Below are 13,889 nucleotides of genomic sequence, written 5' to 3' on the forward strand. Positions count from 1 at the left end.
AGTTTTGGATTAAAATTTTTAATTTTAATCCAAAACTGAGGTTTCAAATATGATGGTCTATAAGCCGGATTTTGTATAAATAATATTTCTATTATCTACTGCAGTTATTTATCTAGGATAAATATTACCATTTATCTCAAGCGATCCACCCACATTACTTCTAGTCAGAGATGCCTAGGAACACGTAAGTTCTATAATGCCTATTTGATCTTGCTCTTGGTGGGGTTTACCATGCGTAGCTTGTTACCAACCTACCGGTATGCTCTTACCACACCATTTCACCCTTACCAAAATTTGATAACAAAGTTTGGCGGTATATTTTCTGCGGCACTTTCCCTAAAAGATTACTCTTCCGCTGGACGTTAACCAGCACCATATCTCTGTAGAGTCCGGACTTTCCTCGTAAATTCTAGTATAGATATTTACGCAACTGCACGACCATCGAAGTGATTATGTTCTGAAATAATCTTTCCGTCAATGATTATTTAAAATTATTCTTCTAGGATGCTTAGTGCTAGTTAAAAACCTGTTATTATTGATATTTTCAAGATAATAAGTTAAATTTATGGTAGTGAGTATAAAATTTGCCGCTGAATTACGGGATAAATTATATGGATTAAATCTTTCTGACCCAAAATATCTACAATTTTACCAAGAAATGGTATTTACTTTTATTAAAGGTAATGAAAATGAAATATTACAAGTATATAAAGATATTAAGGGGTACAACACTATAGGGATAGGCTTTAACATGGATAATCCAAGAGCAAAAATTGTGTGGCAGACAATATTCCAAGGTTCTTTATCATTTGACAAAGTTTATAATGGCAATAAAGCTATTACAATACAACAATCTCGAATGATATATGATTGTAAGAGTGCTGTTAATCGCCTAGAGCTAAAAAATATTTATGGTAAGTCTTGGGATAAGTTAAAACCTAACGAGATGCTGATGATTGAGGATCTGTATTGGAATGGTGGTAATAAGCTAGTAGGTAAATATACCAAGTTTTTTAAATATATGATCCTTTATACTGAAAGTTCTAGATTAAAATATCTTATACAAGGATTAATCGAGGTAAGAGAAAATTCTAATAAAGAGAGAATTAGGGGTGTTCAAAATCGTAGAAATGTACAAAGTGAAATAGGTGACTCGTCCAAATGTTCTGCTCCAGTGATAAGGACCTGATATAACTTTTTTTCACAGCTACCTCTTGTAAAATAAACGAGGAGACACTATATCAAAACTTATCAAATTGATTTATTAAATTGGGATTAGGAGTGTATATGGCGAAGATCATAGGTATAGATTTAGGAACAACAAATTCTTGCGTCGCAGTAATGGAAGGAAAAGAGCCAAGAGTCATAGCAAATGCTGAAGGAGTTAGGACTACTCCTTCAATGGTAGGATTTGGTAATGACGGTGAAAAATTAATTGGAGATTCAGCAAAACGTCAAGCTGTAACCAATCCACAAAATACTTTATACGGTATTAAAAGATTGATAGGTAGAGGTTTCTCTGATCCTATGGTAAAAAAAGACCAAGATCTTGTACCATACAAGATAGTAAAAGCTGCTAATAACGATGCTTGGGTTGAAGTTAAGGGCGAAAAATATTCTCCAAGCCAAATTAGTGCTTTCATTTTACAAAAAATGAAAGAAACAGCTGAGAATTATCTTGGTGAGAAGGTAACACAAGCAGTCATTACTGTACCAGCATATTTTAACGACGCACAGCGCCAAGCAACCAAAGATGCTGGCAAAATTGCTGGTTTGGAAGTATTAAGGATAATCAATGAACCAACAGCAGCCGCTTTAGCATATGGTTTCGATAAAGCTGAGAGCAAAATAATTGCAGTTTATGATCTTGGTGGTGGTACGTTCGATGTATCAATTTTAGAGATAGGTAACGGTGTATTTGAAGTTAAATCTACCAACGGTAATACTTTCCTTGGTGGTGAAGATTTTGATTCTAGAATTCTAGATTATTTAATTGATGAATTTAAGAAAGAAAGTGGTATAGATTTACGCAAAGATCCTTTAGCTTTGCAACGTCTGAAAGAAGCTGCTGAAAAAGCTAAAAAAGAATTATCATCTGTACCTCAAACTGATGTTAATTTGCCATATATTACGGCTGATAGCTCAGGTCCTAAGCATTTAAATATAAAATTTACTAGGGCGAAATTAGAATCCTTAGTGGCAACATTAATTGATGATACAATAGAACCATGTAAGAAAGCTTTAAAAGATGCTGGGCTAAAAGCTTCGGATATTCAAGAAGTAGTACTTGTTGGTGGTATGACTAGAATGCCAAAAGTTATTGAGAAAGTAAAGGATTTCTTTGGTCGTGAACCACATAGAGGAGTTAACCCCGATGAAGTCGTGGCTCTAGGTGCTGCTATTCAGGGAGGAGTGTTAAATAAAGAAGTTACTGATATATTATTGCTAGACGTTACCCCTTTATCTTTAGGTATTGAAACTCTTGGTGGGGTATTTACTAGGCTGATTGATCGTAATACTACTATTCCAACTAAAAAGAGTCAGGTATTCTCTACTGCTGATGATAACCAGCATGCTGTAACGATTAGGGTATTCCAAGGTGAACGGGAAATGGCATCTGATAATAAGATACTTGGCCAATTTAATCTTGATGGCATTCCGCCTGCACCACGAGGATTACCGCAAATTGAAGTAACTTTTGATATAGACGTTAATGGTATAGTTCATGTTTCTGCCAAGGATAAAGCTAGTGGTAAGGAACAAAAAGTAACTATTCAAGCTTCTGGAGGTCTTAATGATGCGGAAATTGAACAAATGGTAAAAGATGCAGAAAAAAACGCTGAGGATGATAAAAAGCGTCGTGAATTAATTGAGGCTAAAAATAGTGCTGATAGCTTAATTTATTCAACAGAAAAAACTCTAAAAGAACATGATAGTAAAATATCAGCTAGTGATAAACAAGAAGTAGAAAATAGCATAACAGAGTTAAAAGCAGCTTTAGAGTCTGATAATCTTGAGCAAATTAAAGCAAAAACTGATGCTCTTATGGCTAGTAGTATGAAAATAGGAGAAGCTATGTATAAATCTCAGCCAGATGATCATAGTGAGGAAAAACCTGGGACGAATGATGACAAAGTAGTTGATGCTAACTACGAAGATGTCAGCAACAAGTAGGAATTTTTGGATGTCACCCCATAACTGTTGAAAGTTAAAAAATCGTCTATTAGCGAGCGAACGTACGTGAGCGTGGCAATCCCACAACTGTTGAAAGTTAAAAAACCGTCATCGCGAGGCGTCGATAGACGCCGTGGCGATCTCATGAAGTAAGCTCTTCTTCACAAGATTGCCACGTCGTCGCTTACAGCGACTCCTCGCTAATAGACGGTTTAGGGCTTACAAAGCTCATCGCGATGACGATCTTTTAACTTTCAACAGTTGTGGACATCACCCCTCATGGTGAGGCTGCTAAAAAGGATAATTTAAACTAAATTAAAAATCAGATATTCTTATTATGTCGACAAAAGATTATTACCAAATACTTGGGGTTAGTAAAACTGCTACCCAAGAAGAGCTAAAAAAAGCTTATCATAAATTGGCGATGCAATATCATCCTGACCGTAATACACAGGATAAACAAGCAGAAAAAAAGTTCAAGGAAATAAGCAGTGCTTATGATATCTTAAAAGATGAACAAAAAAGAGCTGCCTATGATCGTTTTGGACATGATGCCTTTCAGAATTCAGGTGCAGCATCGTCAGCTGGAAGACATAACAATAATGGACCTGATATAAATGATATATTTGGTGAGTTTTTTAATGATTTTATGGGTGGCAGGGCAAGAAGACAACGACCATCAACTACCATTAGAGGCTCAGATCTAAAATATGATATCACAGTTACTTTGCAAGAAGCATTTCGTGGTATCGACAAAAATATTAGTTTTACCAGTGAAGTAAAATGCCAAACATGTAATGGCAGCGGATCAGAAAGTAATGCCGGAATGACCGAATGCGACGCTTGTGCAGGACAAGGGGTTACCAGAAGACAAGAAGGCTTCTTGACATTTAAACAAACTTGTGCAAAATGCCAAGGTGCAGGACAAATCATTAAAAATCCATGCAAAAAATGTTATGGTCAGGGGCGTTACTCACAACATAGAAATTTATTAGTAAATATTCCAGCTGGTATTGAAGAAGGTACTAGAATAAGGCTTATGGGTGAAGGAGATGCCGGAGTGCGAGGAGGAAATAACGGGGATTTGTATATTTTTATTACTATTAAACCGCATGACCTCTATAAAGTTGATGGAATTAATTTGCATTGCAGACTACCAATTAGCTTTATTAAAGCTATTTTAGGTGGAGAAGTAGAAGTTCCAGACATAGAAGGTGGTAAGGTAAAATTACAAATACCCGCTGGTACACAAAATGGCGAACAACTTAGGTTAAAAGGCAAAGGTATGTCTAAGGTTAGATCAAACATTAGAGGTTATATGTTTGCCCACATACATATTGAGATACCAAAGAATCTTACTAAAAAACAAAAAGAATTACTAGAATTGCTGGATAAAGAATTTACAAGCGACAAAGATGAGGATGACGCTAGTTTTTTTAATAAAATGAAAAACTTATGGTCATGAAATTTTATCCATTTTACTCGATAATCAAGTTTTTCCTTAACTATCATTCAGATTTCTTATTTAAAGCAATTAAATAAACCTCTACTGACTCTTTACGACTAGAAGATGGTTTAAAATGCTTGACCTTATGAAAATTAAGTTTAACTCTGTTTAGCACATTATTCTCCGTACCACCTCGAAAAATTTTAGCAATAAAATGCCCCCCTGGTCTTAAAATTTTTAAGGCAAAGTCAAGGGCATGCTCACATAAGTCAAGAGTCCGAATATGGTCAGTTGTTGCATGCCCCGTCGTATTAGCAGCCATATCACTCATTACCACATCAGCACTACCATCGAGCATCTTTATAATAATCTCTTTGGTATCTTCAGCATAAAAGTCTTTTTGTAAGCAATGCACACCAATAATTGGCTCAATGTCAAGCAAATCAACTGCAATTATCGTGCTATTATTACCACTAGATTCATCAGATTTAATAGACTTCCTGCATAATTCTACTTTTGCTGGTAATTTGTGCGTGATACCGGTACTCTGCTCCTCACGTACATTTGAGTACGCTGCGGGTCGAGGTTCCGTGTCTCCTACAAATTCCTCAGCAAAAGCGAATTCTGCAGGAAGTCTAATAATTTTGCTAGCCACTTGACTCCATCCACCTGGTGCAGCACCTAAATCGACTAATTTCATCCCTGGTTTTAACAGATTAAATTTTTCATGGATTTCCAGCAACTTATAAGCTGACCTAGACCTATAACCATCAAGCTTTGCTTTAGAAACATATGGATCATTTAATTGGCGCGTGAGCCACTTTTTCGATGAATTTTTACGCTTTTTTGCAGTTTTAACGGCAACAAATTTACCTCTAAACCCTAATATATTAGATGTCATGACACATGATCTCACTAGATTTTTTAGCAATTCTATCCAATACAGAATTAACAAAACCAACCTCGTTTTCATTCAACATATCACTTGTAATGTCGGTGAATTCATTAATTACCACTTTACTTGGAACATTTGGAAGAAATTGTAATTCACAAATTGCCACACGCAAGAGAGCAAGAAGCAAAACAGGTAAGCTGGTAATTTGCCATTCCGATGTCAAATGCCTTGATATCATCTTATCAATTTGAGGTAAATTTAGAACTACAGACTTTACTAACAATTCAAAATAGCTTATACTTAGCTTTACTTTTATTGGTTTATTGAAATTGGTTGTTAAATCATTAGCTACTCGTTCATCATGATAGAATTGAACAATTTGCTGCATAATCTGGTCTATGTTTTGATCAGGAATCTCCGGTTTATACTGATAAATTGCCTGCACCGCAGCAATACGTGCTATCGTTTTGGTACTAATCTTGGTTGAGGTCATAAAAATTTTTGATGTATTGGTAACATATTTAATCTATTACTCGATAATCAAGTTTTTTAGAATTATTAAAAAATACGTCTATTAGCGAGAAGCCGCGAAAAAGTGGCGACGCGGCAATCTAGGATACGCGAAGCATTACTCTAAAAAAACAGCTTCGCTGTTTACCTAGATCGCCACGCCACTTTGTGGCTCGCGATGACAACTATTTATTTCTATAATTTAGTATTTTCTATCATTAGCTGGGACTTTTAAACTGCCCTGGCGATGACGGTTAAGGAAAAACTTGATTATCGAGTATATTAGCTATAGCAAAAAAGCATAATTTAGTAAACCTATTTAAAAAATAATGAGTTGTATGTTATCAATATTCGGATTTATTCTAACAATCAGCTTATTAGTCTTTATTCATGAGTTTGGTCATTATTACATAGCTAAAATATTTGGAGTAAAGGTCGAGGAATTCTCGATAGGTTTTGGTAAGGAACTCTTTTCTAAAATAGACAAAGATGGCGTAAAATGGAAAATTTGCACCCTACCCTTCGGTGGTTACGTTAAAATTTATGGATTTGACCCTGCAACACTTGAAGATGCACAGGATAATAGACCTCTAGCTTTTCTTAGCAAGCCTCTATGGGTTCAGTTCTTAATTATAGCTGCTGGACCTATAGCTAATTACTTGTTAGCCATTCTCATATTCACAACTATTTATTTTTCCCATGGTCAAGTAGAGATAGCTCCTGTAATTGGTGAAGTGGTGGCTAATTCCCCCGCTGAACTAGCTGGTCTTATGGAAAATGATAAAGTTATTATGATTGGCACTAATAAAATTGATAGTTTTGTCGATTTACAGAAAAATATATTCATGAGCGGGACTAAACCCATCAATCTTTTAGTTGAAAGGCATGATGAGATTATTAATATTGTTATAACTCCAAAGGAGATTAGTCAAAAACTGGATAATCAACCTGAGATAAAAAGACCTTATATAGGAGTTATTGCTAAGAATGAACCTATTTTTATAAAAATGAATATTTTTCAAAGTATCTATCAAGGATCGAAAGATGTTATTTATATTTCCAACTTAATTTTAAGAAACTTTGGACAAATGCTAATGGGTACAAGATCTTTAAATGAGATTGGGGGACCAATTGCCATTGCTAAGGAGTCAGGGAAATCTTTAGAACAAGGGGTAGCAAATTTCGCACTATTTGTAGCCATGATATCAATTAATCTAGGTTTACTTAATTTGCTACCGATTCCAGTTCTTGATGGTGGACATTTATTATTTATAATATATCAAATAATATTTGGCAAACCACTTAGTGCATCTATAAAAAATGTTATACTAAGACTAGGTATGGGGATAATTATTTTTCTTATTGTAATTTCCTTGTCAAATGATATAAAAAACTTAGTATTTTAAATTTTAGTATGACTTATAAAACCAAACAAAAGAAGGTTCTTGTGAAAACAAACGTCAAATCAACTATTAAACTAGCTATTTTGGCAACAACTGTTTTATATAATACATCAGCTTTATCGGCTGAGTATATAAAAAAAATAACTATTCAAGGTAATAAAATAATCGAAAACTCGACTATTGAAAATTACTTAAAGCTTCAAGTAGGAGAAGAATATACTTCATCCAAAGGAGATGAAGCAATTAAAAACCTTTACTCAACGTCTCTATTTGAAAATATAAGTATTACACTAGTCAATGGTGGCAATTTGATAGTTACTGTATCAGAAACTCCGTTTATTACTAAAGTAGTGTTTACAGGTAATTCTAAAATCAAAACATCTTCATTATCGAAAGAATTGCTTACTATGTCTGGTGAATCAATGAGTCCAGCTAAAATCCAACTAGATGTGGAAAAAATTAAAGAGATATACAAACGTTCAGGTCGTTTCTCTACAACCGTAACGCCAAAAATTGAAAGGCTTGAGAATGACAGAGTAAAAGTTACTTTTGATATTGCAGAAGGACCTAAAACAACTGTTAAAAAAATCTATTTCAGTGGAAATAATAATTACCGTAGTACAGAACTACAATCTGTTATCCTAACAAAACAGTCAAGATGGTTTAACTTTTTAGAAACAAATGATACTTACGATCCAGACCGCTTAGAGTATGATAAAGAATTGTTAAAGGAATTCTATCAGTCAGTAGGATTTGCCGATTTTCGTGTTATTTCTGTTACAGCAGAACTCAATCCAACCAAAGAATATTTTACCATCACTTACTCTATTGAAGAAGGGGCAAAATATAATTTTGGCAACATTACTATTGACAATAAATTACCTAATATTGATATAAATGAAATTAAAAAATATATTAATGTTAAGTCAGGTGATACATTTAATATTAATAGTTTGAATAAAATAGCAAATAAAATCTCTTCACATTTTGCAAGTAAAGGTTATCCAGGAATTAATGTTTACCCTGATATAAGTAGTAAAAACCCTGATCATACTGTCGATATTAAATTCGTGATAGATAAGGCAGAAAAAGTATTTATTAATCAAATTAATATTACGAATAATCTAAAAACTGAAGATAAAGTTATTAGACGAGAATTTAAAATTTCTGAAGGAGATATATTTAACCGTTCTTATATAGAAAAAGGTCATCAGAATCTACGCAATTTGGATTATTTTGAAAAAGTACTTATTAGCGTTACACCAACAACACGAAAAGACAAATATGATATTAATATTGACGTTGAGGAAAAATCAACATCTTCAATTAGTTTTGATGCTGGCTATAACACAGCAGGAGGACCATTTGGACGTATATCATTTTTGGAACGTAATTTAATTGGTACTGGAAAAGTGTTAAATGCTGGAGTACAAGTAGGAAAAAAGAGTATTAGTTACTATGGTGGCATAACCGAACCTCATTTTCTTGATAAAGATGTATCGCTAGGTTTTAATGTTTTCAATAATTATAGCGGTCGTGGGACTTCATTTCTTTCACAAGGAGATCAAAATTATACGTTAAAATCTATAGGACTCAAACCTTCTCTTGGTTATGATATTGCGGAAGACTTAAGTCATGAAATTGACTATACTCTTAAGAGAGATGTATTAAGCTCTCTAGGCAATTCAAGTTCTATATTCTTAACTGAACAGATGGGAAAATTCATCACATCAGCCATCGGACATACTATCACTTATGATCAGCTTGATAGTAGGATTATTCCTAAAAATGGTTATGTTATTAGTGGCACTCAGGAATTTGCTGGTGTTGGGGGTAATAATAAATATTTAAAACATGAACTAGACGGTAAATATTTTAAATCTTTTATCAATAATAAATTCACTTTAAAACTTTCAAGTAGTGTCGGTGGTATTATGGGTGTAGGAGGTAAAACTGTAAGAATTTCTGATCGGTTTAATTTGGGTGATTATAGCCTTAGAGGATTTGCTGCTAGTGGAATAGGTCCTAGAGAAAAAACAACAAATGAAGGTCTTGGCGGAGAAAAATATTATACATTTTCAACAGAACTCAACTTTCCGACTGGTTTGCCAGAAGATTTTAATTTAACTGGAGCTGTTTTTATGGATGCTGGTAGTCTTTGGGGTGTAGGATTAAATTCTAAAAGTATTTATAAATCTGATAGTTTTTATAATGATAAGTCACTTCGTGCTTCTGTTGGGGTAGGTTTTATATGGGTCACTCGCTTTGCCCCTATCAGAATGGATTGGGCTTGGCCAATTAAAAAGAGACCTTATGATGAAAAGCAAATTTTTCATCTAAAGTTTTCTACCCATTTTTAATATTGTAACCTGAGTTCTAAAATTAATGAAAAAGAAGTTGAAATGTTGCCAAAAGCCCCAGCTTTGGTAGAAGTTAACTCAAAATTAGTAAGAATTGCAAAAAATTTTATACGACAACAACACAAGGTCAAAAACAATAATTTTCAAAATAATCTTGTATAATCCTCGGTGTTTCGTGTATAAATTAAGTTTTAAAATAAGTTCTAAAAATTTGTAAGCTCTATATGAAATTAGCAAAATTATTATTTTATACCATCACTACCTGCTTAGCTTTATCTAGCTGTAAAACTAAGAAGATAGATGAAGATTTAATTGTTCCAGCTCCTGAATTATACAATGATGGTCTTGTGTTATTGGAAAAACAAAAATATTTGAAAGCTGCCGAAGAATTTTCTAGAATTTTTTATCAAGACCCTGGTAATAAAATGACTCCTCAAGCTGAGTTAATGCAAGCCTATTCTTTATTTTTAGCATGTCAGTATGAGGAAACGGTAGATGTAGTTGATACTTTTATTAAGCTTCATCCAATGCATGAAGATATTGCATATGCGTATTACCTAAAGGCATTATCGTATTATATGCAAATCTCAAATGTACAGCTTGATCAATCAAGAACCTTTTTAGCTAAAGAAAGTTTTGAAGATGTTATAAAACTTTTCCCTAAAACAAAATATTCAATTGATGCATCTTTAAAAATTGATTTAGTAAATGATCATTTAGCCGGTAAGGAAATGGACGTAGGTCGTTATTATCTCAGTAGAAATAACCCGATAGCTGCTATCAATAGATTTCAGCTTATTGTGGATAATTACCAAACTACATCACATATACCAGAAGCACTTTATCGTTTAGTGGAAAGTTATTTAATGCTGGGACTTAGCGTTGAAGCGAAGAAATATGCTGCAGTACTTGGTCACAACTACCCAAACAGTAACTGGTATAAATATTGTCAACCGTTTATTAACAACTTTCCAAAGGGACCAAATAAAACGCCATCTCAATAATAGAATTTTTTTACAATTCTACTTTTGCTGGTAAATTTTACGTCGCTCTTGGACTCAAGTCCGTAATGCATATTTCATGCCACTTACGGTTTTTTGCTTTTCTTGCCTCTTCTACAAATTCTCTAGCATAAGTACCTTATTTAGGCTCTATATATCTTATGGGATTGTTGCAACAGTTTCATTATATAGAATAAAGCCTTTATCATTTATTATTTAACAATCTAGGTATTTTTATGAAGAAAAAAGCTTACTTTTTATTTTTTTTCTATATTTCATTTTGTTTCTCTGCTTATGCTAAGAAAGAATTATATACTATATGGCAGGATACTGTAGTAGTTAACGATCCACTGATAGAGAAAATAATTGACAGTAAAGCAATGCAAAGATTAAAATTAATTGATCAATCTGGGCCCGCACCTTATATAGGGTTACTTCCATATTTTAGTAGATATGATCATAGTATAGGGGTATTTGTATTACTTCAAAAAGCACAAGTATCAAAAATTGAGCAAATAGCTGGGCTATTACATGATACTTCCCACACTGTTTTTTCTCATTTAGGAGACAATTTATTTTATCATGAGCAGCAAGAAAAGTCCTATCAAGATACGATTCATTTATGTTTTTTACGTTCTATGAAAATAGATGAAATTATAAGTAGATATAATATTACGATAAAAGATCTTGATCCAGATGATCCAAAATATACGGCTCTTGAAAGACCACTACCTGATCTTTGTGCTGATAGAATACAATATAATATTCATACAGCAGTAATACTTAATAAAATATCTAAATTAGAAGCAAAGGAAATAGTAGATGATCTGAAATTCCATAATGGAGTTTGGTTTTTTACTAATAAAAATACTGCCAAGAAATTTGCAATGATTCCTTTATATTTAATTAAAGAATTATGGGGAGCCCCATTTAATACTGTAGTTTATGATTATTTTCATAAAATCTTAAAACGTGCTATAGAAATAAAACTAGTTTCTAAAGATGAGTTACATTTTAGCGTAGATCAAAATGTAATGCAAAAAATAGAAAATAGTAATGATAAAATTATAAAAAATTTATTAAATAAATGCAAAGAAGATGCAGAATCTTTTAGACTAGCTAAATATGGTAATGGTCAAATAAATATAAAACCAAAATTCAGAGGTATTGATCCTTTAATTCTTGATAACAACCAATATAAAAAATTATCTCAATTAGATGAAGACTTTTCAAAAAAATTTAAAGAAGTGCAAAATTGGTGTAAAAATGGTTATGGAATTAACCTTCCTAATTCAGAGGATTAAATTTATTAAACGGCATTGAATCTAGCCTAGATGCCTAAATCACCAACAGAACTAGAGTTATGCAAGAGGTTCTAATGTTACAAAGTCTTTCGGTGAAGAATTTTATTTTGATAGACGAACTGGAGATAGAGTTTGAGAAAGGACTATGTGTGATTACCGGTGAAACTGGAGCTGGTAAGTCTATTTTGCTAGATGCAATTTTGTTCTCTTTAGGTAACAAATTCTCTGATAATGTAATAAAACATGGATGCGATTATTGTACGGTTGCTACAACATTTACTCTCAATAATGATTTAAAAAAGCTTTTGGAACAATTTAATATTGAGTGTGACCAAGAATTACTGATAAAACGTATCCAAAAATCTGGTAACCGCAAAAAATTTCTTATAAATGATCAAGCGGTGACAGTAAATACCTTGCAACAAGTAGCAGATTATTTATTTGAACTTCATGGACAAAATAGCCCTACTACCCTTCTTACCCCCTCCTCCCATATTAATATTTTAGACGATTATGGAAACCTTCTAGGTTTAAGAGCTGAATTATCCAAGCATTTCAATATTTTACAAGCAACTACTAAAGAAATCAATAAAGTCACAAAAGATAAAGATACTATAGAACGAGAGATAGATTATTTAAATTTTGTAACCAAGGAATTAAAAACTCTTGACTATCAAGTGGGAGAAGAAGAAAAACTTACCACTATAAGACATAGTTTACAAAATCGTGATAAAGAAATACAAACAACTCAAGATATATTATCACATCTTGAAACTCCTGAAATTAATAAGGTCATTGCTAATGTTCAACGTTTAATAGCCCGTAACTTACAGGGAAATGAGGAATTTGCCTCTATTTCATTAAATTTGGATGATTGTTATAATAGTCTAGAAGAAGCACGTATAAAATTACAAAACATTATTAATAACTTCGATACAAATGAATTTAACTTAGATGAAGTGGAAGAAAGACTGTTTAAAATCCGTGACATAGCACGAAAATATAATATCTCTTGCGATAAAATACCTGAATTTGTTGACAATTCTAACCAACAATTAAATGCCCTGAAGGATAAAATTAATAATGTTAAAATCCTAGATACTAATAAGCTAGCTGACCATAAAAAATATTTTGAACTAGCTGAAGCTTTATCGCATCAGCGTTCTAAAATAGCCAGAAACCTAGAGTTAGCTATGCAAAAAGAGCTTGAACAACTTAAAATGGAAAAGGCAATTTTTAAAGTAGAAATAGTATCTAAGGATAATATTGCAAACCAAACTGACAATAAACATTTTTTGGAAGACAGGGATACTTCTCAAGTAATATTATCTAAGGTATCAGATAATGGTATCGATAATGTGCGTTTCGTTGCTTCAACTAACCCTGGTATGCAACTTGCTCCTATTGATAAAATTGCTTCTAGTGGTGAATTATCAAGATTTATGTTAGCACTAAAAATTTGTCTTTTTGATAAACTACTTAAGGACACTATTATTTTTGATGAAATAGATACAGGAATTGGTGGTATCGTAGCCGATAAAGTAGGAGAAAAACTAAAAAAGCTTAGCTCTATTGCCCAAGTTATCGCAATTACTCACCAACCGCAAGTAGCAGGTAAGGCAGATCAGCATATTATCGTTAACAAGCTACAATTGAATGAAAGCACTAAAATTACTGTAAAAAATCTAAATCTTCAAGAGAGGCAAGCTGAACTTGCTCGCATGATCTCAGGCAAATCTATTACCGATGCAAGCTTGAAGGCAGCTAAAGAGCTTCTACATCCTTAGCCCCCTTC

Annotated in this window: 10 protein-coding genes and 1 other RNA gene; 8 read left to right on the top strand and 3 right to left on the bottom strand. The window is 33.0% G+C overall.

The genetic code is table 11. The features are described 5' to 3' along the window. Positions 1–44: 44 nt before the first annotated feature. An RNA gene (gene rnpB / locus ACFEL1_RS00540) (RNase P RNA component class A) lies at positions 45–446 on the bottom strand. 119 nt (positions 447–565) lie between these two features. Between rnpB and ACFEL1_RS00545 the strand changes: the two genes are divergently transcribed. The 3 genes from ACFEL1_RS00545 to dnaJ all read left to right on the top strand — a co-directional run bounded on the left by ACFEL1_RS00545 (position 566) and on the right by dnaJ (position 4,639). Further along, on the top strand, positions 566–1,189 hold the full coding sequence (locus ACFEL1_RS00545; RefSeq protein ID WP_375331111.1) for a hypothetical protein: 624 nt from the start codon (positions 566–568) through the stop codon (positions 1,187–1,189). Positions 1,190–1,287: 98 nt separating this feature from the next. After that, on the top strand, positions 1,288–3,174 hold the full coding sequence (gene dnaK, locus ACFEL1_RS00550) for a molecular chaperone DnaK (RefSeq protein ID WP_375331112.1): 1,887 nt from the start codon (positions 1,288–1,290) through the stop codon (positions 3,172–3,174). A gap of 337 nt (positions 3,175–3,511) precedes the next feature. Then, positions 3,512–4,639 carry a molecular chaperone DnaJ gene (gene dnaJ / locus ACFEL1_RS00555; RefSeq protein ID WP_375331113.1) on the top strand — a complete coding sequence of 376 codons (1,128 nt, stop codon included), beginning with the start codon at positions 3,512–3,514 and terminating at the stop codon, positions 4,637–4,639. 43 nt (positions 4,640–4,682) lie between these two features. On the opposite strand, the gene ACFEL1_RS00560 is transcribed toward dnaJ, so the two are convergent. Next, complete coding sequence (locus tag ACFEL1_RS00560) at positions 4,683–5,522, bottom strand: SAM-dependent methyltransferase (RefSeq protein WP_375331114.1); 840 nt, start codon at positions 5,520–5,522, stop codon at positions 4,683–4,685. Then, the gene (nusB, locus tag ACFEL1_RS00565) at positions 5,512–6,009 is read right to left on the bottom strand and encodes a transcription antitermination factor NusB (RefSeq protein WP_375331115.1); all 498 of its coding nucleotides are present in this window, start codon (positions 6,007–6,009) and stop codon (positions 5,512–5,514) included. The genes ACFEL1_RS00560 and nusB overlap by 11 nt, the downstream gene beginning before the upstream one ends. A gap of 355 nt (positions 6,010–6,364) precedes the next feature. Here nusB and rseP point away from each other — a divergent pair, with 355 nt between their 5' ends. The 5 genes from rseP to recN all read left to right on the top strand — a co-directional run bounded on the left by rseP (position 6,365) and on the right by recN (position 13,881). Further along, the gene (gene rseP / locus ACFEL1_RS00570) at positions 6,365–7,432 is read left to right on the top strand and encodes an RIP metalloprotease RseP (protein ID WP_342278494.1); all 1,068 of its coding nucleotides are present in this window, start codon (positions 6,365–6,367) and stop codon (positions 7,430–7,432) included. 41 nt (positions 7,433–7,473) lie between these two features. Continuing rightward, positions 7,474–9,789 carry an outer membrane protein assembly factor BamA gene (gene bamA, locus ACFEL1_RS00575; protein ID WP_375331116.1) on the top strand — a complete coding sequence of 772 codons (2,316 nt, stop codon included), beginning with the start codon at positions 7,474–7,476 and terminating at the stop codon, positions 9,787–9,789. Positions 9,790–10,013: 224 nt separating this feature from the next. Beyond that, positions 10,014–10,793, top strand: a complete 780-nt coding sequence (locus ACFEL1_RS00580; RefSeq protein ID WP_375331117.1) for an outer membrane protein assembly factor BamD — start codon at positions 10,014–10,016, stop codon at positions 10,791–10,793. A 233-nt stretch (positions 10,794–11,026) separates the two neighbouring features. After that, positions 11,027–12,094, top strand: coding sequence for a hypothetical protein (locus ACFEL1_RS00585; protein WP_375331118.1), 1,068 nt, complete (start codon positions 11,027–11,029; stop codon positions 12,092–12,094). Positions 12,095–12,168: 74 nt separating this feature from the next. Continuing rightward, entirely contained in the window at positions 12,169–13,881 is a 1,713-nt protein-coding gene (recN, locus tag ACFEL1_RS00590) for a DNA repair protein RecN (RefSeq protein ID WP_375331119.1), read from the top strand. The last annotated feature ends 8 nt before the right edge of the window (positions 13,882–13,889 follow it).

The sequence above is a fragment of the Candidatus Tisiphia endosymbiont of Oplodontha viridula genome, assembly GCF_964264865.1.
Classification (GTDB): domain Bacteria; phylum Pseudomonadota; class Alphaproteobacteria; order Rickettsiales; family Rickettsiaceae; genus Tisiphia.

Coding starts and splice junctions, on each gene's coding strand:
- ACFEL1_RS00545 (WP_375331111.1), top strand. CDS start 566: ATGGTAGTGAGTATAAAATTTGCCGCTGAATTACGGGATAAATTATAT.
- dnaK (WP_375331112.1), top strand. CDS start 1,288: ATGGCGAAGATCATAGGTATAGATTTAGGAACAACAAATTCTTGCGTC.
- dnaJ (WP_375331113.1), top strand. CDS start 3,512: ATGTCGACAAAAGATTATTACCAAATACTTGGGGTTAGTAAAACTGCT.
- ACFEL1_RS00560 (WP_375331114.1), bottom strand. CDS start 5,522: ATGACATCTAATATATTAGGGTTTAGAGGTAAATTTGTTGCCGTTAAA.
- nusB (WP_375331115.1), bottom strand. CDS start 6,009: ATGACCTCAACCAAGATTAGTACCAAAACGATAGCACGTATTGCTGCG.
- rseP (WP_342278494.1), top strand. CDS start 6,365: ATGTTATCAATATTCGGATTTATTCTAACAATCAGCTTATTAGTCTTT.
- ACFEL1_RS00580 (WP_375331117.1), top strand. CDS start 10,014: ATGAAATTAGCAAAATTATTATTTTATACCATCACTACCTGCTTAGCT.
- ACFEL1_RS00585 (WP_375331118.1), top strand. CDS start 11,027: ATGAAGAAAAAAGCTTACTTTTTATTTTTTTTCTATATTTCATTTTGT.
- recN (WP_375331119.1), top strand. CDS start 12,169: ATGTTACAAAGTCTTTCGGTGAAGAATTTTATTTTGATAGACGAACTG.